The sequence below is a fragment of the Neptuniibacter marinus genome, assembly GCF_965223595.1.
In the GTDB taxonomy this organism is placed as follows: Bacteria; Pseudomonadota; Gammaproteobacteria; order Pseudomonadales; family Balneatricaceae; genus Neptuniibacter; species Neptuniibacter marinus.
Genome location: NZ_OZ245004.1, coordinates 1,503,047 through 1,525,273 on the forward strand (window position 1 = coordinate 1,503,047; position 22,227 = coordinate 1,525,273).

Here is a 22,227-nt window from a genome sequence, read left to right on the forward strand (position 1 = left end):
ACCCAGCTCAATCTATCTCTGTGAAGTGTCGTTATATTAAACCCTATACCTTGTGGGCTAAAGAGGCAGAAATTAAAAATTATAGATCTCTTGCACTAAAGCTCCAAAAGTAAGGGTTAAGCTTTAAATAAATGGACATCTTTAGATCTGCTTTGTACTACCATCATCTGCTGTATGTTTATGTTGTTCACAACAGCTACCAGGAACTGGATCATAGCCCCCGTCATTATAGGGGTGGCAGCGGCCAATGCGTTTGATACCAAGCCATGTACCTTTAATCGGTCCATGCACTTGAATGGCTTCAATCATATAGCTTGAGCAGGTTGGATAAAAACGGCAACGGGGCCCAATCATGGGACTGATCAAGTAGCGATAAATGTTGACTAAGCCAATTAATAATTTGCTTAGGATATTTTTTAAAAAAGTGCTCATCCCATCATTCTAGTTGAATTGAGCTATTCAATATAGCGTAAAATGCAATATATAAGATTTTGTTAATGTAATGGTTGTGCTGTTTAGCTCACAACCCTAATTTAATCAACTTAGGGTTGTGAGGCTAGGTACTAGGTGTCTATTTTTCACACCTTTGGTTTATGTTAACTATAAATGCTCTTCTGCATATTCAGCTAAACGTGAGCGGAAAATACCTTCAAGATGGATGTTGGCGGCGCCTTCATAATCTTTAAAGCGTTCCACTAAATAAGTTAAACCTGAGGTTAGTGGGGTTAGATAGTTGGAATCGATCTGCGCTAAATTACCTAAGCAGATAATTTTCGAGCCTTTACCGCAACGGGTTACTATCGTTTTAAGTTGTGAAGGGGTTAAGTTCTGGGCTTCATCCAGAAGAACAATTGCGTCCTGAATACTTCGTCCACGAATGAAGTTGAGTGATTTAAATTGGATGTTTGCCTTCTCTATAGCATATTTTACACTGCTTTGAGGGCGTTCATCGTTCTCATGCATCGCTTCAAGGTTGTCTTGAATTGCACTTAACCAAGGGGTCATTTTTTCTTCTTCTGTCCCTGGGAGGAAACCTATATCTTCAGCCACAGGTGGTGTTGATCGCGTCACAATAATCTTATTATAACGGCGTTGTTCGATAACCATTTCAAGGGCACAAGCGAGGGCCATTAATGTTTTACCTGAGCCTGCAGCACCGTTAAGAATAACCAGATCTAAATCAGGATCTAAGACTGCGTTCATGGCAAAGGCTTGGAAAATATTGATGGGCTCAATTCCCCAACAGTTTTGCTGCATTAGCCTGTCTACGCCTAAATCGCGAAGTGTAACTTGGCCATCACGAACCGAGGCGACGCGTGCGGCAAACTCTTCTGTATCATCGTAAAGGTATTCGCAAGGGTAGGTGTTGGGTAACACCTCTTGGCTTATTTGATGGTACGTGTGGGTGTCTTCTTGATAGCTAGTGACATCTTCAACTTGCTCCCAGAAATTACCCTCAATGTTGTAGTGGCCTGCCGGTAAAAGATCAATATCTGAAACGAGTTGATCGGTTCTATAATCTTCAACCTTTTTTAGACCCGCGCCCAATGCCTTGAGGCGCATATTGATATCTTTTGTGACCAGAATAGTTTCACGGTGAGGGTTTGTTGCTTGTAAGTGCAACGCGCAGTTAATGATCTGGTTATCTTTGTTGGAGTTCTGCGGTAGGAAGCCTTGTCGTGCGGTAAGTTCATGATCAGGAAAAATGCTCAATTGGCCTAAATTATAATCACTGTTGGCGCTAGATAGCGGGGTAATAATATTAACGCCTTTGGTGATTTGAGCCGCATCTTTAGCGTGGGTGATGATGTCATCTATAGCACGTATTGCGGCTCTGGCTTCTTGAGAAACATTTTTCTTTCTATCCTTTATATCGTCTAACTCTTCTAAAACAGTCATCGGAATAGTGATGTCTTGTTCCTTGAATTCATAAAGGCATTTAGGGTCATGAAGTAAAACGTTGGTGTCGAGAATATAGAGTTTAGAGGCGGTCATGGCCGGTTCCTTCTATAGCCGAGGGGGTAATGTAAACCAGAGGTTGATTCACGTCAGGGCGAATGCGGCGAAGCCTAGGATTAGGTGCCACAATTCTTCTTGTTATGCTGCAAACGTTATAGTCCGTTTGATCCACTAGTGTTTCTCAGTTGTAGGCTGATTGATTGGTTACTTTCATCTTGTCGATGAGGTTTATCAGATACTTGTTATGAGTAACCAACTCCACATAGTCTAGTAATACATAGGTTACTGTAGTATGACAAGAGGCAAATTGTTACAAGGAAATAAATATGGCGATTGAATCTATAGTGATATTGACCGGTGCGGGTATTTCTGCGGAGTCCGGTATTCAGACTTTTCGTGCCTCTGATGGGTTGTGGGAAGATCATAAAGTCGATGATGTGGCGACACCTGAAGCGTTTGAACGTAATCCTCGATTAGTCCATCGTTTTTATAATGAACGCCGTAATCAGCTATTGTCACCTAAGATAAAACCTAACTTAGGTCATTATGCGTTAGCTGAGTTAGAAGAGAAATTTTTGGGCAGGATTTTAGTCGTTACGCAGAATATTGATAACTTGCATGAACGGGCAGGAAGTAAAAACCTCCTACATATGCATGGTGAGTTATTAAATTTACGCTGCAAAGAGACAGGTGTGATTTATCCAGTCGATCAAGAATCACAGCCTGAAGATTTGTGCCAGTGTTGTGGTTCATCCGGAAATTTACGGCCAGATATTGTCTGGTTTGGTGAGCTGCCTATGCATATGCCGCAGATCTACAATGCGTTGGAGGAGTGTGATCTATTTATCTCTATTGGCACTTCTGGGCATGTTTATCCTGCTGCCGGTTTTGTTGAGATTGCTAATGCTGCAGGTGCATTAACGGTTGAACTTAATCTTGAACCATCTAGAGTGGGAACGGTTTTTGATCATAAGATTTATGGCCTCGCAAGTGAAATAGTGCCTGAATTTGTTAATGAAATCCTTTGCCAGATTTAAACTAGGTTTTTGATTTATAATGGCTTTTTGTGGGTTTCTGTTTTCTGTTCTATAGTTAAACGGGTTCTTTTATTTTTGAGTTAAGAACCTTAATAAGACTTAGGTTTTAAATATTGCTATGTATTTTCATATCACTGTAACAAGCAAAATTTAAAACTAAGATAGATCCATATGTTTTTGATGTAAATCGAGTTGATATAGATATTTCTCGATTCAGGAGATGGTCATTATGATGGCAGAAAAGTACGTAACCACCAGTATTACTCCATTAGAGAGTCTGGATACGTTATCTCCCTATGAGATAGCTAAACTTCAAGATGTGAGTCAAGGCGGGCTTTATCGTTTATTTCGCCAGTGCTGTTTAGCCGTTTTAAATAGTGGTAGTGCACTTGATAGCACCAAAATGGTGTTAGATAAATTTAGTAGCTTTGATATAAAAATTAGCCAAAAACATCGCAGTGTTCAGCTTGAATTACTGAATGCCCCAGCGGCTGCGTTTGTGAATGGTGAAATCATTACAGGTATCAGAGAGCATCTGTTCGCTGTATTAAGAGACCTGCTGTACGTAGGTTCTGAAGTAGATGAATGCTGCCCAGGGATAAGCGATTCAGACACCATTACGAATAGAGTCTTTCATATTCTTCGCCATGCGGATGCTATACGCCCCCATATACAGCCTGATTTAGTTGTGTGTTGGGGAGGTCATTCAATAGAGCGCCCTGAATATGAATACACAAAAAAAGTTGGTTATGAGATGGGCTTGCGAGGGTTGAATATTTGTACAGGTTGCGGCCCTGGAGCGATGAAGGGGCCGATGAAAGGTGCGACAATCTCTCATGCTAAACAGCGTATAAAAAATGGTCGTTATGTGGGGATTTCTGAGCCGGGTATTATTGCTGCGGAAAGTCCTAACCCTATAGTTAATGAACTTATTATTATGCCTGATATTGAGAAACGATTAGAGGCATTTGTACGTTTAGGGCATGGGATTGTTGTATTTCCCGGTGGTGCAGGAACGGCAGAAGAGATTCTCTATATTTTAGGTATTTTATTACATGAAAAAAACCATAATTTGCCTTTCCCATTAGTACTAACGGGGCCGGAAGGTAGTGAAGATTATTTTGCTACAGTGGATGCTTTTATTAAAGCGACCTTAGGTGATGAGGCAAGTAAACGCTATCAAATTATTATTGATGATCCCCATGATGTTGCAGAGGTCATGAGAGAAGGCTTGGAGCAAGTGACTCGTTATAGAAAAGCAACCAGTGAGTCGTTCCACTATAACTGGCAGTTATATATTCCAGAAAGTTTTCAGCAGCCATTTGAGCCAACCCATGAAAATATGGCGGGATTAAAGCTGATGAAAGATCAGCCAGACTTTGAATTGGCAGCTAACTTACGTCGGGCCCTGTCTGGTGTTGTTGCAGGTAATGTTAAAGAGCCGGGGATTCGTGCTATTGAGGAAAATGGACCGTTTGAAATATGTGGTGAGGAAGCGATTATGGCTCCTTTGGATCAATTACTAGAATCATTTGTTGCTCAACGACGAATGAAAATCAACTATCAAGAGTATCAACCCTGTTACCGCTTACGCCCAGAACCTGAAGCCGTTGCGGTTTGAGAGTCGGGGTGGGATATATATTTTAGATATAAAAAAGCCGGATATTTATCCGGCTTTTAGTATGTACAAATAACTAGTTAATTCGTTGATCATTAAGCTCTTTCAAATAAAGCAGCAATCCCTTGGCCGCCACCAATACACATAGTGGCTACAGCATAACGGCCACCTGAACGCTGCAGCTCATAGAGTGCTTTTACGGTAATAATTGCACCTGTGGCGCCTATAGGGTGGCCCAAAGAGATACCGGATCCATTGATATTGACTTTATCTGTTGGTAAATCTAAATCTCGACATACGGCGAGTGCTTGCGCGGCGAAGGCTTCGTTGACTTCCCAAACATCAATATCCGAAACATCTAGATTAGCATCTGCGAGTAGCTTTCTAACCGCAGGGATTGGGCCTATGCCCATATATTTAGGTTCGACACCAGCAAAAGCATAGCCGACCAGTTTAGCCATAGGCTTTAACCCTTTTGCTTTAGCAACGTCAGCCGCCATAAGCGTAACGGCGGCGGCAGCATCATTCAGGCCAGAGGCATTGCCTGCCGTGACTGACCCCTCTTTTTTGAAGGCAGGACGAAGCTTCTGCATATCAGCTAAAGTGCAGCCATGGCGTGTGTGCTCATCAGTATCGAAAGGCACCATTTCGCGCTTAACTTTGATATTGATCGGTAGGATTTGCTCTTTAAAGGTGCCTGCTTTTATCGCAGCTTCAGCTCTATTGTGACTAAGTACCGCTAAATCATCTTGATCTTCACGGCTGATTCCCCATTTTTCAGCAACATTTTCAGCTGTAATTCCCATGTGATTATCGTCAAATGGGCAGGTAAGTGCACCAACCATAGCATCAAGTATTTGCCCATCACCCATACGAAGACCAAAGCGTGCAGAGGGCATCCAATATTGAGCTCTACTCATTGATTCTGAACCGCCAGCTACCGCAGCATCACAAACGCCTAATTCTATCTGTTGAGCTGCCGTAATAATTGCTTGTAAGCCACTGCCACATAAACGGTTTAACGTGAGTGAAGGGGTTTCGTGTGGAAGCCCTCCATTCACAGCCGCTACGCGGCCTAAATACATGTCTCTACGTTCAGTATGCACCACATTACCAAACACGCTGTGGCCAATATCTTCGGGCGCTATGCCGGCACGCTTGACGGCTTCTGCAACACATTCTGCGGCCATTTGGCAGGGTGGGATATCTTTTAAGCTTCCGCCGTAACTACCAATAGCTGTACGCACACCACTCAGTACCACGATCTCTCTTTGGGTCATTTTTATATGCCTTATTTATTTTAGTTGAGGAGAGAAAGTCGCTTGCTTCATTATTAGATTACCGCTACCAAGAAACTTTCTATCTTCACCATAGCACCGCAATCTGGTGGGTAGATATACAAAAGCAAGCCTTGGCATAAGACATTGGTTTTACATTTGAGTCTTTTTTAGACTGATGTCTAAGACCTAAGCGCGATTTTTTGTTTTTAGTGAAATGCTTTTGGAGGAGTGCTCGAATGATATTTTTTTGTTGCTAAGGTTCCGTTAGGAAATAGGTGTAGAAAAAAGACCGATAACTCTTTTGACTTTTAGCCTATGGATAAATAGTGAAGAGGGTAAAAGTTAAATGGGTCTTGCCCTTTAAGTGGGAATATTGGTTTACTGTCCATCGATTGTAACGGCGTTGTTTTTTTATTTAGATCAAATTTACAAGGCCCACTATATTTATAAAAGAATACCTGGAAAGGAGCGAGAAATGCGTTGTCATGAAGTTGATTATGAAATTATAGGTGAAGCGCTTCAGGTTGTTGAAGTGGAGCTAGATCCCGGTGAAAAGGTGATTGCCGAGGCGGGTATGATGAATTATATGGAGGAGGACATCACGTTCGAAACGAAGATGGGTGATGGCTCTGAACCGGATCAAGGGTTGATGGGGAAATTATTCTCAGCGGGTAAACGTATGGTTATGGGTGAGTCTGTATTTATGACTCATTTCGGTAATGAAGGCTTGGGTAAACGTCGAGTGGCTTTTGCAGCACCTTATCCAGGTAGTATTGTTGCGCTTAATTTAGCGGATTACGGTGATCAAATCACCTGCCAGAAAGATGCATTTCTCTGTGCGGCCTTAGGAACTAAGGTTGAAATTGCTTTCTCGAAAAAAATTGGTGCGGGCTTTTTTGGTGGTGAAGGGTTTGTTTTACAAAAGCTCGAAGGGGATGGCATGGCGTTTGTCCAAGCCGGGGGCACTGTCGTTAGAAAGGAACTGAATAACGGGGTGTTGCGTGTTGATACGGGGTGTTTAGTTGGTTTTACCGATGGAATTGAATATGACATCGAGATGGTGAAAGGGCTTAAATCTATGATCTTTGGTGGTGAGGGTCTGTGGTTGGCTACACTCAGAGGTACTGGGTCTGTTTGGGTGCAAAGTTTACCCTTCTCACGGTTGGCTGATCGCTTGATTGCATCTGCACCATCATCGGGTGGTTCTGATAAAGGAGAGGGGTCCGTTTTAGGTGGTTTAGGTCGAATGCTGGATGGTAAATAAGCGCTTTCCATTCCTTGGAGTTGGCTTGTTTAGTGATTATTGAAATAGGGGAAGCGGATTAATCCCCTATAATACTATGACAATAGTATGAAAATCGGTATATTTGTTTGCTTTGATTATTGTCGATTAGTTCTTTGTAAAAAAGACGAATAGTTACAGGTATTAACTTGAGAAATAAGCTGGTTATAACGCTGACAACCGTTTATGGGTCACGCCAATATACGATTAGCCAAGTGGCCAAATACCTATTGTTCATTTTTATTATATTGTCTGCGGCCAGCTTTTTCGTTTCTAATGCTTTGCTTGTTGTTAAAACTGATAACTTAGCCGATCTTGAAGAGGATCATCAAGAGCTAAGTGAAAGTTATGAAATTATGGTGGGCTCCCAACAGTTATATATTGATGAACTAAAGAATTTAAGTTTATCGTTAAGCTCTCTTAAGCATGAGAGAGATAAGCTAGAAGAAGAAAACATTCGTATAGGTGAATTAAACTCTACTTTAGATAGTTCGCTTTATGGGCTGGAGGATCTACTAGGGGTGGAGCATCAAACGACTATTGACCCGTTGAGAGCTGAGCAATTAACGATAGAGGCTAATAAACGGTTATTCTTTTTGCATAGTATTCCTAACGGTGTGCCTATACAGGCCATTCGTATATCGGATAAGTTTGGGCCGCGTATGCATCCGGTTAGAAATAAACGGGTTGTTCACCAAGGGATCGATTTTAAAGCGAATCGGGGCACGCCAATTTATGCAACCGCTGACGGAGTTGTAGAATATGCTGGTTATAATAAACGTAGCGGTTTTGGTAAACTGATAATATTGCAACACAATTTTGGTTTTAAAACGTACTTTGCGCATCTGGATGCAATTAAAGTAAAAAGTGGAGAGTTTGTCAGTAAGGGACAACTGATAGGGAATAGTGGCAATACAGGTATGACAACTGGGCCTCATTTACATTATGAGATAAGGCACTTGTTTACAGCTATAGACCCTGAACCCTTTCTCTCTTGGAATATAACAAATTTTGACTCTTTGTTTACAAAGGTTAAGGGCGTTAAATGGGCATCCTTAAAAGAAATGTATCCGCTAAATCAACACAGTCAGCTATTACAATAATTGCTGAAGGGAATAAGTTTTGCGGCGATATGAGCATTATTGGAAAAATGCATATTGATGGCATTTTTGAAGGTAATGTTAGCTCGTTAGATAATATTTCAATTGGTAAAACAGGTCATGTGCGCGGTTTAATTAAGGCACGTGCAGTTGATGTTTGTGGATTACTTGAAGGTGAAGTCATCTGTGATGACCTTCATATAGATTCAAGTGGTCAGGTGCGTGCGACGGTTGAAAGTAAGCAGATGTCGATTCATCCGCAGGGATGTTTTTTAGGAGAACGCCGCCTTAAAGAAGTAACTGCGTTAACTGATGACAGTAAAAAAATAGAAACGGGTATGGATGCGATTGATTCCTTGCCTGATAAAGTGGTTTTAGATAACAAACCGGATTCCTGAGTTGTTCTTTAATATAGGTTTGCTGGAATAGCTTTATATGTGTGAATTATTAGGTATGAGCGCCAATGTTCCTACAGATATCTGCTTTTCGTTTGCTGGATTGATGCAGCGGGGAGGAGGTACTGGGCCGCATAAAGATGGGTGGGGTATCGCTTTTTATGAAGGTAAAGGCGTACGTTGCTTTCATGATCCTAATCCCAGCGTGGATTCAAAAATAGCTAACTTAATTAAAGAGCACCCTATAAAAAGCCATGTGGTGATTAGTCATATTCGTCAAGCGAATGTGGGGAATATTTGTTTAGAGAATACCCACCCCTTTCAACGCGAACTTTGGGGGTTTACTTGGACGTTTGCTCATAATGGTCAGCTTGATAAATCGCTTTTTTCGCTTCCTTTATCTTACTACCATCCTGTAGGGACGACGGATAGCGAATACGCTTTTTGCTGGCTTCTTGGTGAACTAAGAAAGCGCTTTCCCAAACAGCCTTATGATTTTAATGAGGTTTCTGCGTTTATTCATACTTGTTGCGAGAGATTGCGTGAGTTGGGGGTTTTTAATATGTTATTAACCGAGTCAACACACCTGTTTGCATTCTGCGGTAGCAAACTGTCTTGGATTACGCGTAAGGCGCCTTTTGGTGAAGCCAGCTTAACTGATTGTGATGTGACAGTAGATTTTGTGCAAGAAACAAAACCTGGCGATATTGTTACTGTGATAGCAACAGTTCCATTAACGGCGAATGAAGAGTGGGTCGCTCTGGAGCCTGGCGAATTAGTGACTTTTGTTAAGGGATTAGTACAGTAGTAATCACTTCACTTTTCGAGGAGGTTTTAGGTGGTCGAAAAGCAAGATTCTCTGCTGAGTATTGAGCAAGAAATTGAGCAGGAGATTAGGAGCTATCCTAATCTGACAGTGCTTTGGGATCGAGCTTGTAAAGACTTTGCCTATAAATCTGCTTTTTCAAATATGGGGTCAACGCTGACCTATGCCGAGCTTGATGAGGCCGCACAACATCTAGCCTCCTACTTACAAAATCACACTGAGCTAAAACCAGGCGATCGTATCGCGATCCAACTACCCAATATTTTACAATATCCAGTCTGTATTTTAGCGGCTTTACGCGCCGGCTTGGTGATTGTTAATACGAACCCCTTATACACTGCGTCAGAAACCATTAAGCAATTTAACCATGCAGGTGTTAAGGCGGTTGTTATTCTCGCCAATAACGCCCATATGATTGAAGAGGTTGTCCCAAATACATTAGTTAAAACGGTGCTGGTAACTGAGTTGGCAGACTTGCATCCATTTAGTCGACGAGTACTACTTAACTTTATTGCAAAATATGTTCGTAAAATCGTTCCTAAATACAAAGTACCTAAAGCTATATTGTTTAGGGATGCTTTGGCTAAAGGAGCACGGAGTACTTTGGAGGCAGTTGAGCAAAAGCCAGATGACCTTGCTGCTATACAATATACAGTGGGAACAACCGGAGAGCCTAAAGGTGTCGCCTTAAGTCATCGTAACTTGATTGCGAATGTACTTCAGCTTAAAAGCCGTCTTCCGGAAAGTTTAAGGATAGGCGAAGAGGTAGCCATTGCACCGTTGCCGGTGTATCACATCTATGGTTTTACGTTGAACTGTCTTGTTATGCCTTTTATGGGTGCTCAAGTCGTTCTAATTACGAACCCTAGAGATACCAGTGGTTTTGTGAATGAGCTTGGGCGCTGGGATTTCACCATTTTTTCTGGCCTTAATACCTTATTTATATCTCTGTGCAGACACCCTATGTTTGGACAGTTAGATATGACTCGGTTGAAGTTGACCTTATCTGGAGGTATGGCACTTACTCGTTCTGTGAGCGATGAGTGGGAATCCTTAACGGGCTGTCCAATCTATCAAGGTTATGGCTTAACTGAAGCCTCTCCCGTAATCGCCGTTAGTTATGTACAAGGTGCTCAGTTTGGTTCTGTTGGTCAACCACTACCGCTGACTGAGGTGAGAATTGTTGGTGAGCAGGGGGAGGAGTTGTGTGCAGGAGAGATCGGTGAGCTTTATGTTCGAGGCCCTCAGGTTATGTCAGGTTATTGGCGAGATGGTTCGAATATCCCTGATGAGGCTGGCTGGTTAGCTACGGGGGATATGGCGCGTATTATGGAAGATAAGTCGCTCCAGATAGTCGATCGTAAAAAAGATATTATTCACATTTCCGGCTTTCCTGTTTACCCAAATGAATTGGAAAATATTATCTCTAGTCACGTAGATGTAGTGGAATGTGCGGTTATAGGCCTCCCTGATGAGCAATTTGGGGAAGTGATAAAGCTATTTATCGTGACTCAAAATAGACGCCTCACTGTTAAACAAGTACGTGATTATTGTCGAGAAAGGTTAACTTCTTATAAAGTTCCACGTTTGGTGGAGTTTAGAACCCATCTGCCTAAGTCAAATGTTGGCAAAGTTATACGACGGGCGTTACTAGATGAGGAGTTGGCAGGGATGCAAAAACTCCGCAAATATTTGTAGTTACACTGTGGCAGTACAGTTTCCATCTTCTTTTTCTTTAAAAAAAATCACATTGTAGCGAACACGTAAATCTCAAGTGTTGTGAGTAAACTGAATTTAATCAGCTTGGGTTATGCTAAAATCGTTATCAATAAATTGTTTACATGTTAATTATTTTCTTATGTTTAAGCATGGGCTTGAGAGTATTGGTTGAATGAAAATATCGCAGACCAGAGCAGAGATAGGTTTTACTGAATTTGTTGCATTAATGGCGTTTGTAACCTGCTTTGTGGCTATGTCCATTGATTTGATGCTGCCTGCTTTATTTCAAATAGGTCAGGATCTAGGTGTTCAGAGAGATAATGATACACAATTGATAGTCAGCACGATTTTTATTGGGGTGGCGATAGGGCACCTTATCTACGGCCCGTTAGCTGATGTGATTGGACGAAAACCATCAATTTATCTGGGTTTTGCAATTTTTATTTTAGGCACGCTTATCTCTCTTTTTGCTGTCAATATGAGCATGATGTTGGTAGGCCGATTGTTACAAGGCTTAGGCGCTGCGGGCCCTCGCATTGTAACTATTGCTATTGTTCGAGATAAAAGTCATGGCTCTGAGATGGCCCGTGTGATGTCATTGATTATGACTGTTTTTATTCTTGTACCGGTTATCGCTCCGATTATAGGGCAAGGTATATTATTGGTATCTAATTGGCGAATGATGTTTGCTTTTCTTTTTTTTGCAGCTGTTTTTATTTTAATTTGGTTTGCGCTCCGTTTACCTGAAAGCTTGCCTTTAGATCAACGAAGTCAATTTTCGGTTAAAAGTATAGTGAGTGGTTGTTGTGAAGTAGTCACTAATCGGGTGGCGATGGCGTATGTTATAGCTTCTGGACTTGGTTTTGGTGCGTTCCTTGGCTTTTTAAGTTCTATTCAGCAGATTTTGCAGGATTTATATCATTTAGGGGCTAAATTCCCTCTTTATTTTGCTGTTTTGGCCACAGGAATTGGTGTGGCTAGTTTTATTAATTCTAAATTAGTTATGCGCTTTGGATTGAGGCAGCTAGTTATGGGAACTCAAGTTGCCACATTGATTATTTCAATTGCTGTGCTTATAAGTACATATTGGTTAAGCCCTGTACCACCCTTATGGTTCGTAATGGGGTATTTTCTGGTGGTCTTAATGGGAATCGGTTTGTTGTTTGGTAATCTTAATGCTTTATCTATGGAGCCTTTTGGACATATTGCGGGTTTAGCTTCGGGCGTGATTGGCGGGGTTTCTACATTAATAGCCGTTGTTGCTGGTGTGGTTGTTGGTCAAGCTTTTAATGGAACCTTGGTGCCAATTATCGTTGGTTTTATCTTACTGCCTGGATTGTCGTTGTTATTTACTTATTGGGCCAGTAGGCGAGCCATTTAAGAGTATTGAAGAGATGTGCTGGGGCTAATGATTTAAGGATTGTACTTCTTGCACGGTTAGCTCTCGACTCTCTCCAGGCTTTAAGCTCTCGTCGAGTGCTAGTGCACCTATTGATACTCTATGTAATTTCAATACAGGATTTCTAAATCGCCCAAACATCCGCTTGATTTGATGATAGCGGCCTTCCTTTAAAGTGACTTCAGCGACATGCTCAGAGATGATTTCAAGCTGGGCAGGTAAGGTTGTTATATTCTCGTAAGGAAAAAACATACCTTTAGCAAAAACCTCGGCGTACTCTTTAGTTAAAGGTTTTTCTAATGTCACTTTATAGACTTTGTTAACTTTTTTATTAGGTGATGTTAGATTGCGTGACCATTCGCCATGATTGGTTAGTAGTAGTAAGCCCGACGAATTTAGATCTAGTCTGCCTGCAATATGGACATTGGGGTACAGGGGTTGCAATAGGTCTAGAACTGTTTTGTGTTGATCATCTTTGGTAGCGCTGATAACTCCTACAGGCTTGTTCATCATTATGTAAATTGGTTTATTGTTCTGAAGGCTCTTTCCATCACACTCAATTTGCGTGAATTGATCGATAACTTGATTGGCTGTTGTGGCTGTTGTGGCTGGTTGGCCATTTATAAATACTCTCTTTTGCGCAAGCAGCTGCTTAACATCACGGCGGTTAATGCCTGTTTTGATTGAGATAAATCGATCTAATCGCGCCTTTTTTGATTCCATTTGTAATTTTTTTTGATCAATAGTTAATAGGGGGGCGTGCATTTTCAAAAGAGTTGCATTGGTGCTTTTATAGCTAGAAGCTAAGCGCTATGGCTCGATTTTAGAAAGTTCTTTGATGATATCCATTAATTGTTCAAGCTTCTTTTCACCTAGGCGGTTAGTAAAAGCTTTATACCTAGCTTCAATCTCAGGGCTTAAATGTTGAATTAATTCATTGGCTTTACTTGTTAAACTAATAAGCGTTATACGCTGGTCTTCGGTTGACTTTCTTCGGGTTATATAACCTTGTTGCTGGAGGCGTGTGAGAATACCTGTAAGGCTGGGACTTAAAAGGCAGCAGCTTGTTGCTAGTTCTTTTGATTCCATCTCTTTGTATTCATGAAGTGCGCGTAATACGCGCCATTGCTGTTCTGTCAAGGAGTACTCATTTAGCAATGGGCGGAAAAAAAGCATACTGGCTTCACGCGCTTTAAGGAGTTGAAGTGGTAATGAGTCTTCAAATTTACGCATGAATTATTCTCTTTAATCATAATTGGATTGTATTTTTGCGGCTTAATAGAAAATGTTCAAGAAAATTAGCCATAATACTTAGTTTATTGGGAGGATTTTCTTTGGCGTTTACTTAGCACTTTTGAGTATTTAAAGATAGAAATAGGCCGTAAACCAAGATGTGATTGCTTGTATTAGGTGGTTATAGCGGTTATGCCGTGCTGTATCAGTTGGTGCTGTTACCCTCATAAGGTAGAATACCTTACTTTAATTTATGCTTTGGATGTACGTGTTTTGACCCTCTCTATTGAGCTGTTATCTGCTCGCTTACCTGATTGCCGTATTGCTGATCGTTACCGTTTAAAGCGACGATTAGATCGAACTCGACGCGAGGGGGCGAATCAGGAAGCCTTACTTGCTTTGTCTGATGCAATAGATGTGTCTTGTCGACAGGTTGAATTGAAAAAAGGCTTAAACCAAGATATTCAATACTCTGATCTGCCTATTAGTGCCCGTAGAGAAGAGATAGCTGAAGCGATTTTAAATAACCAAGTGATTGTTCTTGCTGGTGAAACCGGTTCTGGAAAAACCACTCAACTCCCTAAAATATGTCTTGAATTAGGTTTAGGTTGTAAAGGGCTGATTGGTCATACGCAGCCGCGTCGGCTTGCTGCTAGAACGGTTGCGACTCGAATAGCTGAAGAGCTGAATACGACGCTGGGTGAGAGAGTTGGCTATCAGGTTCGTTTTCATGAGCAGGTGAACGACTCGACTCAAGTGAAGCTGATGACGGACGGTATATTGCTTGCGGAAACTAAGCATGACCGTTTTCTTGAGAAATATGAAGTACTGATAATTGATGAAGCTCATGAGCGAAGCCTAAATATTGATTTCCTTTTAGGGTATATCAAACGTATATTGCCTAGACGTCCTGATCTTAAGTTGATTATTACCTCCGCAACAATTGACCTTGAACGGTTCTCAAAACACTTTAATAATGCACCTATTATTGAAGTTTCAGGTCGAACTTATCCCGTTGAGATGCTTTATCGCCCTTTGCATGATTATTCTGCAGATGATGAAAAGACAGTGGATATGCAGCAGGGGATTTTGGCAGCTGTTGAAGAACTCTTACATATGGAGAGAAAACAGGGGAAGGGGCCACAAGGCGATATTTTGATCTTCCTGCCTGGCGAAAGAGATATAAGAGAAACCGCTGATCTTTTGCGTAAGGCTGAGCTTAAACATGTGGATATATTGCCGCTCTACGCTCGTCTGTCACTTGCGGAACAAAATAGGGTGTTCCAGCAAGGGAAGGGGGCGAGGGGAACCTGTGTGGTTTTATCAACTAATGTAGCGGAAACATCCCTAACAGTGCCAGGCATAAAATATGTTATTGATACCGGACTGGCGCGTATTAGTCGTTATAGCTATCGCTCAAAAGTGCAACGCCTCCCTATTGAAGCCGTTTCTCAAGCCAGTGCAAACCAAAGAGCGGGTCGTTGTGGTCGAGTATCTGATGGTATCTGTATTCGTCTTTATTCGGAAGAAGACTTTGTTAGTCGCCCTGAATTTACCGATGCAGAGATTCGACGCACAAACTTAGCGGCCGTGATTCTACAAATGTTGTCGCTTAAGTTAGGTGATATTGCTGAGTTCCCATTTGTTGATCCGCCTGATAATCGTTTTATTAATGATGGTTTTAAGTTGTTGCAGGAGCTGGGAGCCGTGAACTCAAAACGTCAGATAACAACCATTGGTTGGCAGTTGGCTAAACTCCCTATTGATCCACGTTTGGGGCGGATGGTGATCGAATCGGCGCGTAATAACTGTCTCCGTGAGATGTTAGTGATAGTAAGTGCATTGGGGATACAGGATCCAAGGGAAAGGCCGCAAGATAAACGTCAAGCTAGCGATGAAAAGCACAAGCTATATGCCCATGATGAATCTGACTTTATGACGTTTGTTAACCTTTGGGAGTTATATGAGACGCAACGGCAAGAGTTAACCCAAAATCAGTTACGAAAATACTGTAACAAGAACTTTCTTTCCTACATGCGTATGCGTGAATGGCGTGATACTCACCGTCAGTTACATATTATTTGTAAAGAATTACAGGCAAAAGAACAACGTTTTGTTGAGCGTGTGAAAGCTGCATCTTACGAATCTATACACCGCTCGTTATTGGCGGGCCTATTAAGTCATATGGGCTTTAAACAAGAAAATAAAGAATATTTAGGTGCGCGCAATCGACGATTTTTTCTTTTTCCTGGTTCTGTTGTTTATAAAAAAGCCCCTAAATGGGTTATGGCTGCAGAGATGGTTGAAACAAGCCAGCTTTATGCCCGCTGTATCGCTAAAGTCGATCCTGTGTGGGCTGAGAAATTAGCCCCTAGTCTGATTAAGAAAAATTACAGTGAGCCTCATTGGGAGAAAAAAAGAGCTGAGGTGGTCGCTACGGAGCAGGTGACGCTTTATGGCATGATCATTGTGCCTAAAAGAAAAGTGAGCTACGGGAAAATTGATGCTGAAATTTCTCATGAGATCTTTATCCGTCAAGCGTTGGTTGAAGGTGAGTTAAGTAGTTCAGCTCGGTTTGTGCAAAAGAATCGAGCCTTACTTAAGGGGATTGAGAAATTAGAAGCTAAGTCTCGTAGGAAGGATCTGCTCGTCGATGAGGAACAACTTTACGAATTCTATCGTTTGCGTCTTAAAAGCTTATCAGGTGACCATATAGTTAATGGCGCGGGTTTCGAAAAGTGGCGTAAGCGTGTTGAACAAGATAATCCTGAGTGTTTAGTCATGCAGGAGGAGGATATCCTTCAACGTTCTGCTGATCATGTTTCTGAAAGTATTTATCCCGATCATTTAAATCTAGAGGGTGCGCGGCTGAAGCTCTTTTATCATTTTTCACCGGGAGCCAATGATGATGGTGTGACTTTGCAAGTCCCTCTGCCTTTATTAACCTCTCTCCCTTTGAAAACAATTGAATGGCTGGTTCCAGGGATGCTGGTGGAAAAATGTACCGCAATTCTTAGAGGCTTGCCTAAGCAGCAGCGAAAGCATTTTGTTCCGGTTCCAAACTATGTTGATGCTTTTATGCAAGCAGTGGAGTTTGGTGTAGGAGATCTTTATGAGATTTTTGCTCATCATCTACTTAGGATGACGGGTGTTCGAATACAGCCGCGAGAGCTACGTGAGACTGTATTAGAAGATCACCTGCATATGAATTTACGTTTAGTTGACGAAAATGGGCATCTGCTAGATGAGTCCAGAGACTGGGAGCAATTAAATAGTAAGTATGCCTCGCAAATCAGTCAGCGATTAACTGAACGTACAGATAGAAGTGAGGAGAGCAGCTGGGGCCGAGAGGGATTAACAGATTGGGACTTTGGAGTACTTGAACCTAGTTGTAAAGTGAATAAGTATGCGGGCGTCGAAATTGAAGCTTACCCAGCGCTTGTTGATAAGGGAGAGAGTGTTACCTTATGTTTAAAGCCTCACCAAGCTGAAGCGAACAATCTAAGTGTTGATGGCATAGTGCGGCTGGCTGTGCTCAATATGCGAGAGCAAGTCCGTTTTGCTCGTAAAGCGTTAAGTAATGAAAAACTCACTAAAGTTATCCTACGCAGTTCAGGGCTTTTAAATAAGCAAACGTTTGCGGAAGATATTATTTGGCACTCAGTTAGACAGTTGCTTAAATTGGATGATGATTTAATTCGCAATTCGGAACAATTTGAGGAGCGGCTAAGTAGATGTAAAGCTGAGCTTGTGCCAGCTTGCGAGAGTTTACTAATCGTTATTAGCCAATTATTTGATAGTTACCACCAAATCCAAAAGCAGTTGAAAGGTAAAGTACAATTAAATGAAGTGCCTGTGCTGAATGATATTAAAAAACAACTGGCTGAACTGTTAGGGACTCAGTTTATAAAAACGCAGCCCCATGAAGTCTTGATGCATTATCCCAGATATTTGAAAGCAATAGAAATACGTCTAGAGAAATTTAGACGTAATTTAAGGCAAGAGAGTTTACTAAGTGATCAGCTAGAAAAGTTTTATGGCCAATATAAGACACGCTTTCAGCGAAATGTAGAGCAAGGCATCTATGATCCTAATTTAGAAGAGTATCGTTGGTTGATTGAAGAGTACCGAGTTTCACTCTTTGCTCAGCAGTTGGGTACACAAAAGACTGTTTCTGAAAAGCGTCTAAAACAGCAGTGGGGTAAAGTTATCCCTTGATATAGGTCAAGGGATCAAGGAAGTAGTACTTTTGTCGGGTCTGTATTTAGATGTATTATGTAGTCAAAGGTTGCACATGCTCGATGGGTATGATGTAATGCGCGAAATTTATTTATAATCATCCGCTTAACCTGTTGTTATAAGAGAGTTTATTAGCTCTATTACCACAGGCAGAGACGGTGAATAAAGCGAGAATTAAAGTTATTAGTAGTCTCGCCGACTAAAAAATTATAAGAAAAGCTTATTCATTAGTTTGAAAAGTTTTTCTTTTGTAGTATTTTCATAGAGTAAGTGCGCCTAGAGCGCGCTGCGATAAGAAAAAATTAAAAGTTCACTACTAGTATGTTGAATATATTGAAGGGGAAATGTTGATGAAAAAGTCACTGATTGCACTAGCTGTAGCTGGCGCTATGACTGCACCAATGATCGCACAGGCTGATGCTACGCTATACGGTTCTTTCCGTATGGGTGTTGCTCAAGACTCCAATACAGGTGTTGCCGGTTCTAAAACTGATGGCGATCTTGACGTAATTGATACTTCAAGCCGCATGGGTATTAAGGGCGATGTAGATCTAGGTCTTAACGGTACTAAAGGGTTCTTCCAGTGGGAAGCGCAGGTTTATGGTACTGATGATGTAGACCAGGGCCAATCTCTTGGTAACCGTTTAATGTTGATTGGTGCTAAAGGCGATTGGGGTACAGCTCAGATCGGTAAAATGTACCACCCTCACTACTTGCTAATTGAAGCACCTACAAACGTATTCCACCCTGGTTCTACGAACTATGGTGAGCGTTTCAATCTAGGTAATGAATTCCATAAACGTCAGCAAAATACTGTTGCTTATATCTCTCCAAACATGAACGGCCTAACCTTTATTGGTGCTCTTGTGTTATTGGGTGATAGCGATGACAATGATGGCGCTACAGATGACACTGTAGATGGTTACAACTTAGCAGCAACTTACGCTGGTGTTGATAACCTAACCGTATCGGCATCATACGGTAGTGTTGAATCTGATCGTTACACTGTTACTAAAGTAGCTGGCGTTTCTTTAAGTGACCTTTCTCTTCCTGACATTAATGCTACAGATTTTGAAAAAGACGTTTGGGGCCTATCTGCTAAATACACGATGGATGCTCTTGAGCTGATGGCTAAGTATGAAGAGTCTGAAACAGACTTTAATGGCGCTAATCAGATTGATGAAAACGTTTGGGAACTAGCTGCACGTTACACTATGGGTGCTACTGCTGTATACGGTCGTTACGCTGATTATGAAGAAGACAACACTTCTTCTGATCTTGAGCAGTGGGGCCTAGGTGTTTCTCAGAAAATGGGTAACGGTATTGTCTACCTTGAACACGTAAATAACGACAGCGATGATTACCATGGTGATCGTACTGTTGCTGGTTACCGTCTAGACTTCTAAGTCGACATTTCCTTACGGAAATTTAGAAAAGGCTTCCTTCGGGAAGCCTTTTTTCGTTATAAATAATCACTACTTTTGTGCTGTTTATTGAAAATAAGCGCTTTTCCTGTTTTTCATATCTACTTAACTCAGCTAAAATAGGGATTCAATATGGTGAGCAAATTTAAGGGAAACTGGATGAAAGCCAAATTACGTAGTTTGTTGGTTGCTGGTGCTGTATCAATAATGTTAAGTCAGCCTTCTGTTGCTGCAGACGTTGAGGTTGATCCATGGGAAGGTTTTAACCGGACTATGTTTAGCTTTAATGACGGCTTGGATACTTATGCACTAAAGCCAGTTTCTCAAGGTTACAAAGCAATTATGCCTGATATTGCTGAAACGGGTGTTAGTAACTTTTTCGGAAACTTAGCGGATGTTGGAACGTTGTTGAATAACTTGCTGCAAGGTAAGTTCAGCAATGCGACACAAGATTTTGCTCGTATCGCATTTAATTCTACTTTTGGTTTGGCGGGTCTAATTGATGTTGCTACCCCAATGGGTATTGAAAAGCATGATGAAGACTTTGGACAGACCTTCGGCTACTGGGGCGTAGAAAGCGGCCCTTATTTGGTATTGCCTTTCTTTGGCCCAACAACTGTGCGTGATGGTATTGGCAGGGTGCCTGATTATCTTGTTGATCCTGTTCGTCAGTTAGATGATAACGGTGCTCGTAATGCTTTATATGTTACACGGATTATTGATGATCGTGCGCAGTTACTTGAAGCCGAAAAACTGATCTCTGGTGATAAATATACCTTTGTTCGTGATGCCTATCTTCAGAAGCGAGCCTTCTCCATCGTAGATGGCGATGGCGAAAATTATGATGAAAGTAATTTCTAGTGTTAATCATAACCTCAGCTTTACATTTTAGGCTGGGGTTTTTGAATTTTTACGCAATGTTACTTATAAATTTTCATTGTATGTTAAGGCAGCAGTATCTACTCTGTTGTCTCATAGATCTTCGCCTATTTAATAAGGCTAGGTTATGAGAGACACTTACCAAACTATCTTACTAGTTGATCATGTTGCGGAAGCCATTGACTCGATCATTGATGCCTGTAGTCATATAGCACTTCGTCCGGTAAAAGTTTCAACTGCTTATAATTGTGATTATGCTAAAGAGTTACTCAATGAGCATGACTTCTCGTTAGTAATTGCGGGTTTAAGTGAAACCTTCACTGTTGATGATATTGCCTCCCTAGCTGAATTCCATGCCCCTAAACCTATACTTGTATTGATGCCGGAAGCTAAGTGTGACCAGGTTTTATTGGCACTACGAAAAGGGGCTAATGATGTTTTTATTCAAAGCGAGATAGCTGAAAAGAGTGCGGATTTTTCTGATTCTATTGCTAAGCTTTTACTTCTTGCTGACTTAATTGAGAAGAAGCTTCATTATCGAAACGAGTTAGAAAAGAGCCTCAGTGAACTTCAAATTGATCAGCAAGCAGCGTTGCAAATACAACAGAATATGCTGCCAGATAAGGAGCTGAATGTTGGAGGGTTGTTGGCTCGTTACTTATTAATTCCTTCGCTGTATTTAAGTGGCGATTTTGTTGATGTGGTCCCCATTGACGCTGATAAAACGATGTTTTATCTAGCTGATGTATCAGGGCATGGTGCTTCATCAGCCTTAGTTACTGTGCTGTTAAAAAATATGACTAACCGATTGGTTAGAAATTATAACCGTTCTTCAAGCTTTGATATTCTATCGCCGGTGAATACCTTATATCGTATTAATTCAGAGTTACTAGAGACCGAGTTAGGAAAACATTTGAGTATTTTTGTGGGGCTTTTTGATAACAAAGACTCCAGTTTGACCTATGCTATAGGTGGGCATCATCCTATGCCTATTTTGACTGATGCAGTCGGTACACGCTTCCTAGAAGGGCGGGGAATGCCGGTAGGGCTTTTCCCTGAACCTTTATTTGATGAACGAAAATTACAGTTGTTAGATGAGTTCGAAATTACATTGTTCTCGGATGGTATTTTAGAGATGTTACCTGAAGGGAATATGAGTGCTAAAGAGCAGAGACTTATTGATGCTGTAATTGCGGTGAATGGCGCTGGTCCAGATGTAATTAAGGAAGCATTGCTTCCCGATATTATAAATGACGCACCTGATGATATTGCAATAATGACAGTTTGCAGGCAGTAAATAATGCAAGAAGGTTCAATTTATTCGGCGTTGGTTGATGGCAGCTTTGTTTTGAAGTTTGTAGGTGATGTGCGCTTAACGCTCTGTACTTCGTTGGATTGTCATATAAATGACGCTCTAGCTAAAGCATCTGTGTCTAATATTTTAATCGATCTGACTGAGGCTGAGGGTATTGATAGCACCTCTTTGGGCCTTATTGCAAAGTTATCTATTAAAGCGAGTGAAGCTGATCTTGGTAAGCCTACACTGGTGTCTACAAACCCTGATATTACTAGTATTTTGTATACAATGGGCTTTGATCATATTTTCATATTGCTAGAAGAGCTTCCAACGAGTATTAAGGACTTGAAAGAGCTTCCCTTTGTGCAAGAGTCTGTGGATGAGATGAAAGAGCGAATAATCTCAGCCCATCAAATTCTGATGGGGTTAAATGATTCTAACCGCGAAGCCTTTAAAGACTTAGTTTCTACTCTTGAATCGGTCAACGAGAATAAATAGTGTTTGGAGAGTGTTGAGTTTAGGATTTTTTTGAATTCTCTT

General features: G+C 41.3%; 18 protein-coding genes. 13 read left to right on the plus strand and 5 right to left on the minus strand.

Annotation, left to right across the window (positions count from 1 at the left end; translation table 11 throughout):
• Positions 1–141: 141 nt before the first annotated feature.
• Both yidD and ACOQOE_RS06950 read right to left on the minus strand, forming a co-directional pair.
• Positions 142–432, minus strand: a complete 291-nt coding sequence (gene yidD, locus ACOQOE_RS06945; protein WP_420555304.1) for a membrane protein insertion efficiency factor YidD — start codon at positions 430–432, stop codon at positions 142–144.
• Positions 433–600: 168 nt separating this feature from the next.
• Complete coding sequence (locus ACOQOE_RS06950) at positions 601–1,995, minus strand: PhoH family protein (RefSeq protein WP_420555305.1); 1,395 nt, start codon at positions 1,993–1,995, stop codon at positions 601–603.
• Positions 1,996–2,285: 290 nt separating this feature from the next.
• Here ACOQOE_RS06950 and cobB point away from each other — a divergent pair, with 290 nt between their 5' ends.
• Both cobB and ppnN read left to right on the plus strand, forming a co-directional pair.
• Positions 2,286–2,996, plus strand: coding sequence for a Sir2 family NAD+-dependent deacetylase (cobB, locus tag ACOQOE_RS06955; RefSeq protein WP_420555306.1), 711 nt, complete (start codon positions 2,286–2,288; stop codon positions 2,994–2,996).
• A 229-nt stretch (positions 2,997–3,225) separates the two neighbouring features.
• Positions 3,226–4,617 carry a nucleotide 5'-monophosphate nucleosidase PpnN gene (gene ppnN / locus ACOQOE_RS06960; protein WP_420555307.1) on the plus strand — a complete coding sequence of 464 codons (1,392 nt, stop codon included), beginning with the start codon at positions 3,226–3,228 and terminating at the stop codon, positions 4,615–4,617.
• Between the two features lie 92 nt (positions 4,618–4,709).
• Here ppnN and bktB read toward each other — a convergent pair whose 3' ends face one another.
• Positions 4,710–5,894 carry a beta-ketothiolase BktB gene (gene bktB, locus ACOQOE_RS06965; protein ID WP_420555308.1) on the minus strand — a complete coding sequence of 395 codons (1,185 nt, stop codon included), beginning with the start codon at positions 5,892–5,894 and terminating at the stop codon, positions 4,710–4,712.
• A 475-nt stretch (positions 5,895–6,369) separates the two neighbouring features.
• Here bktB and ACOQOE_RS06970 point away from each other — a divergent pair, with 475 nt between their 5' ends.
• The 6 genes from ACOQOE_RS06970 to ACOQOE_RS06995 all read left to right on the plus strand — a co-directional run bounded on the left by ACOQOE_RS06970 (position 6,370) and on the right by ACOQOE_RS06995 (position 12,597).
• Positions 6,370–7,158 carry a TIGR00266 family protein gene (locus ACOQOE_RS06970; protein ID WP_067864264.1) on the plus strand — a complete coding sequence of 263 codons (789 nt, stop codon included), beginning with the start codon at positions 6,370–6,372 and terminating at the stop codon, positions 7,156–7,158.
• Between the two features lie 167 nt (positions 7,159–7,325).
• Positions 7,326–8,279 (plus strand): M23 family metallopeptidase, encoded by a 954-nt coding sequence (locus tag ACOQOE_RS06975; protein WP_067864267.1) that lies wholly within the window; start codon positions 7,326–7,328, stop codon positions 8,277–8,279.
• A gap of 29 nt (positions 8,280–8,308) precedes the next feature.
• On the plus strand, positions 8,309–8,674 hold the full coding sequence (locus tag ACOQOE_RS06980) for a bactofilin family protein (RefSeq protein WP_067864535.1): 366 nt from the start codon (positions 8,309–8,311) through the stop codon (positions 8,672–8,674).
• 37 nt (positions 8,675–8,711) lie between these two features.
• Positions 8,712–9,479 carry a class II glutamine amidotransferase gene (locus ACOQOE_RS06985; protein WP_420555309.1) on the plus strand — a complete coding sequence of 256 codons (768 nt, stop codon included), beginning with the start codon at positions 8,712–8,714 and terminating at the stop codon, positions 9,477–9,479.
• 30 nt (positions 9,480–9,509) lie between these two features.
• Entirely contained in the window at positions 9,510–11,195 is a 1,686-nt protein-coding gene (locus ACOQOE_RS06990; RefSeq protein ID WP_420555310.1) for an AMP-binding protein, read from the plus strand.
• Positions 11,196–11,388: 193 nt separating this feature from the next.
• Positions 11,389–12,597 (plus strand): multidrug effflux MFS transporter, encoded by a 1,209-nt coding sequence (locus ACOQOE_RS06995; protein WP_067864273.1) that lies wholly within the window; start codon positions 11,389–11,391, stop codon positions 12,595–12,597.
• A 24-nt stretch (positions 12,598–12,621) separates the two neighbouring features.
• Here the strand turns inward: ACOQOE_RS06995 and ACOQOE_RS07000 are convergent, their stop codons facing one another.
• Together ACOQOE_RS07000 and hpaR are read right to left on the minus strand one after the other, a co-directional pair.
• A complete protein-coding gene (locus ACOQOE_RS07000) occupies positions 12,622–13,338 on the minus strand; it encodes a pseudouridine synthase (RefSeq protein WP_420555311.1) in 717 nt (238 codons plus the stop codon).
• An 87-nt stretch (positions 13,339–13,425) separates the two neighbouring features.
• Positions 13,426–13,848, minus strand: coding sequence for a homoprotocatechuate degradation operon regulator HpaR (hpaR, locus tag ACOQOE_RS07005; RefSeq protein ID WP_067864276.1), 423 nt, complete (start codon positions 13,846–13,848; stop codon positions 13,426–13,428).
• A 192-nt stretch (positions 13,849–14,040) separates the two neighbouring features.
• On the opposite strand from hpaR, the gene hrpA reads away from it, so the two are divergent.
• The 5 genes from hrpA (at position 14,041) to ACOQOE_RS07030 (ending at position 22,185) form a co-directional block, all read left to right on the plus strand.
• Complete coding sequence (gene hrpA / locus ACOQOE_RS07010) at positions 14,041–18,066, plus strand: ATP-dependent RNA helicase HrpA (RefSeq protein WP_420555312.1); 4,026 nt, start codon at positions 14,041–14,043, stop codon at positions 18,064–18,066.
• Positions 18,067–18,437: 371 nt separating this feature from the next.
• Positions 18,438–19,493 carry a porin gene (locus ACOQOE_RS07015; RefSeq protein ID WP_420555313.1) on the plus strand — a complete coding sequence of 352 codons (1,056 nt, stop codon included), beginning with the start codon at positions 18,438–18,440 and terminating at the stop codon, positions 19,491–19,493.
• A 177-nt stretch (positions 19,494–19,670) separates the two neighbouring features.
• Positions 19,671–20,372: a VacJ family lipoprotein gene (locus ACOQOE_RS07020; RefSeq protein ID WP_420555314.1), complete on the plus strand. Its 702-nt coding sequence runs from the start codon at positions 19,671–19,673 to the stop codon at positions 20,370–20,372.
• A 145-nt stretch (positions 20,373–20,517) separates the two neighbouring features.
• Positions 20,518–21,687: a PP2C family protein-serine/threonine phosphatase gene (locus ACOQOE_RS07025; protein ID WP_067864286.1), complete on the plus strand. Its 1,170-nt coding sequence runs from the start codon at positions 20,518–20,520 to the stop codon at positions 21,685–21,687.
• Between the two features lie 3 nt (positions 21,688–21,690).
• Positions 21,691–22,185, plus strand: a complete 495-nt coding sequence (locus ACOQOE_RS07030; protein ID WP_420555315.1) for an STAS domain-containing protein — start codon at positions 21,691–21,693, stop codon at positions 22,183–22,185.
• Positions 22,186–22,227: the final 42 nt, after the last annotated feature.

Coding starts and splice junctions, on each gene's coding strand:
- ACOQOE_RS06980 (WP_067864535.1), top strand. CDS start 8,309: ATGAGCATTATTGGAAAAATGCATATTGATGGCATTTTTGAAGGTAAT.
- ACOQOE_RS07020 (WP_420555314.1), top strand. CDS start 19,671: ATGAAAGCCAAATTACGTAGTTTGTTGGTTGCTGGTGCTGTATCAATA.
- bktB (WP_420555308.1), bottom strand. CDS start 5,894: ATGACCCAAAGAGAGATCGTGGTACTGAGTGGTGTGCGTACAGCTATT.
- ACOQOE_RS06970 (WP_067864264.1), top strand. CDS start 6,370: ATGCGTTGTCATGAAGTTGATTATGAAATTATAGGTGAAGCGCTTCAG.
- hpaR (WP_067864276.1), bottom strand. CDS start 13,848: ATGCGTAAATTTGAAGACTCATTACCACTTCAACTCCTTAAAGCGCGT.
- hrpA (WP_420555312.1), top strand. CDS start 14,041: ATGCCGTGCTGTATCAGTTGGTGCTGTTACCCTCATAAGGTAGAATAC.
- ACOQOE_RS07025 (WP_067864286.1), top strand. CDS start 20,518: ATGAGAGACACTTACCAAACTATCTTACTAGTTGATCATGTTGCGGAA.
- ACOQOE_RS07000 (WP_420555311.1), bottom strand. CDS start 13,338: ATGGAATCAAAAAAGGCGCGATTAGATCGATTTATCTCAATCAAAACA.
- ACOQOE_RS07030 (WP_420555315.1), top strand. CDS start 21,691: ATGCAAGAAGGTTCAATTTATTCGGCGTTGGTTGATGGCAGCTTTGTT.
- ACOQOE_RS06985 (WP_420555309.1), top strand. CDS start 8,712: ATGTGTGAATTATTAGGTATGAGCGCCAATGTTCCTACAGATATCTGC.
- yidD (WP_420555304.1), bottom strand. CDS start 432: ATGAGCACTTTTTTAAAAAATATCCTAAGCAAATTATTAATTGGCTTA.
- ACOQOE_RS06995 (WP_067864273.1), top strand. CDS start 11,389: ATGAAAATATCGCAGACCAGAGCAGAGATAGGTTTTACTGAATTTGTT.
- cobB (WP_420555306.1), top strand. CDS start 2,286: ATGGCGATTGAATCTATAGTGATATTGACCGGTGCGGGTATTTCTGCG.
- ACOQOE_RS06950 (WP_420555305.1), bottom strand. CDS start 1,995: ATGACCGCCTCTAAACTCTATATTCTCGACACCAACGTTTTACTTCAT.
- ppnN (WP_420555307.1), top strand. CDS start 3,226: ATGATGGCAGAAAAGTACGTAACCACCAGTATTACTCCATTAGAGAGT.
- ACOQOE_RS07015 (WP_420555313.1), top strand. CDS start 18,438: ATGAAAAAGTCACTGATTGCACTAGCTGTAGCTGGCGCTATGACTGCA.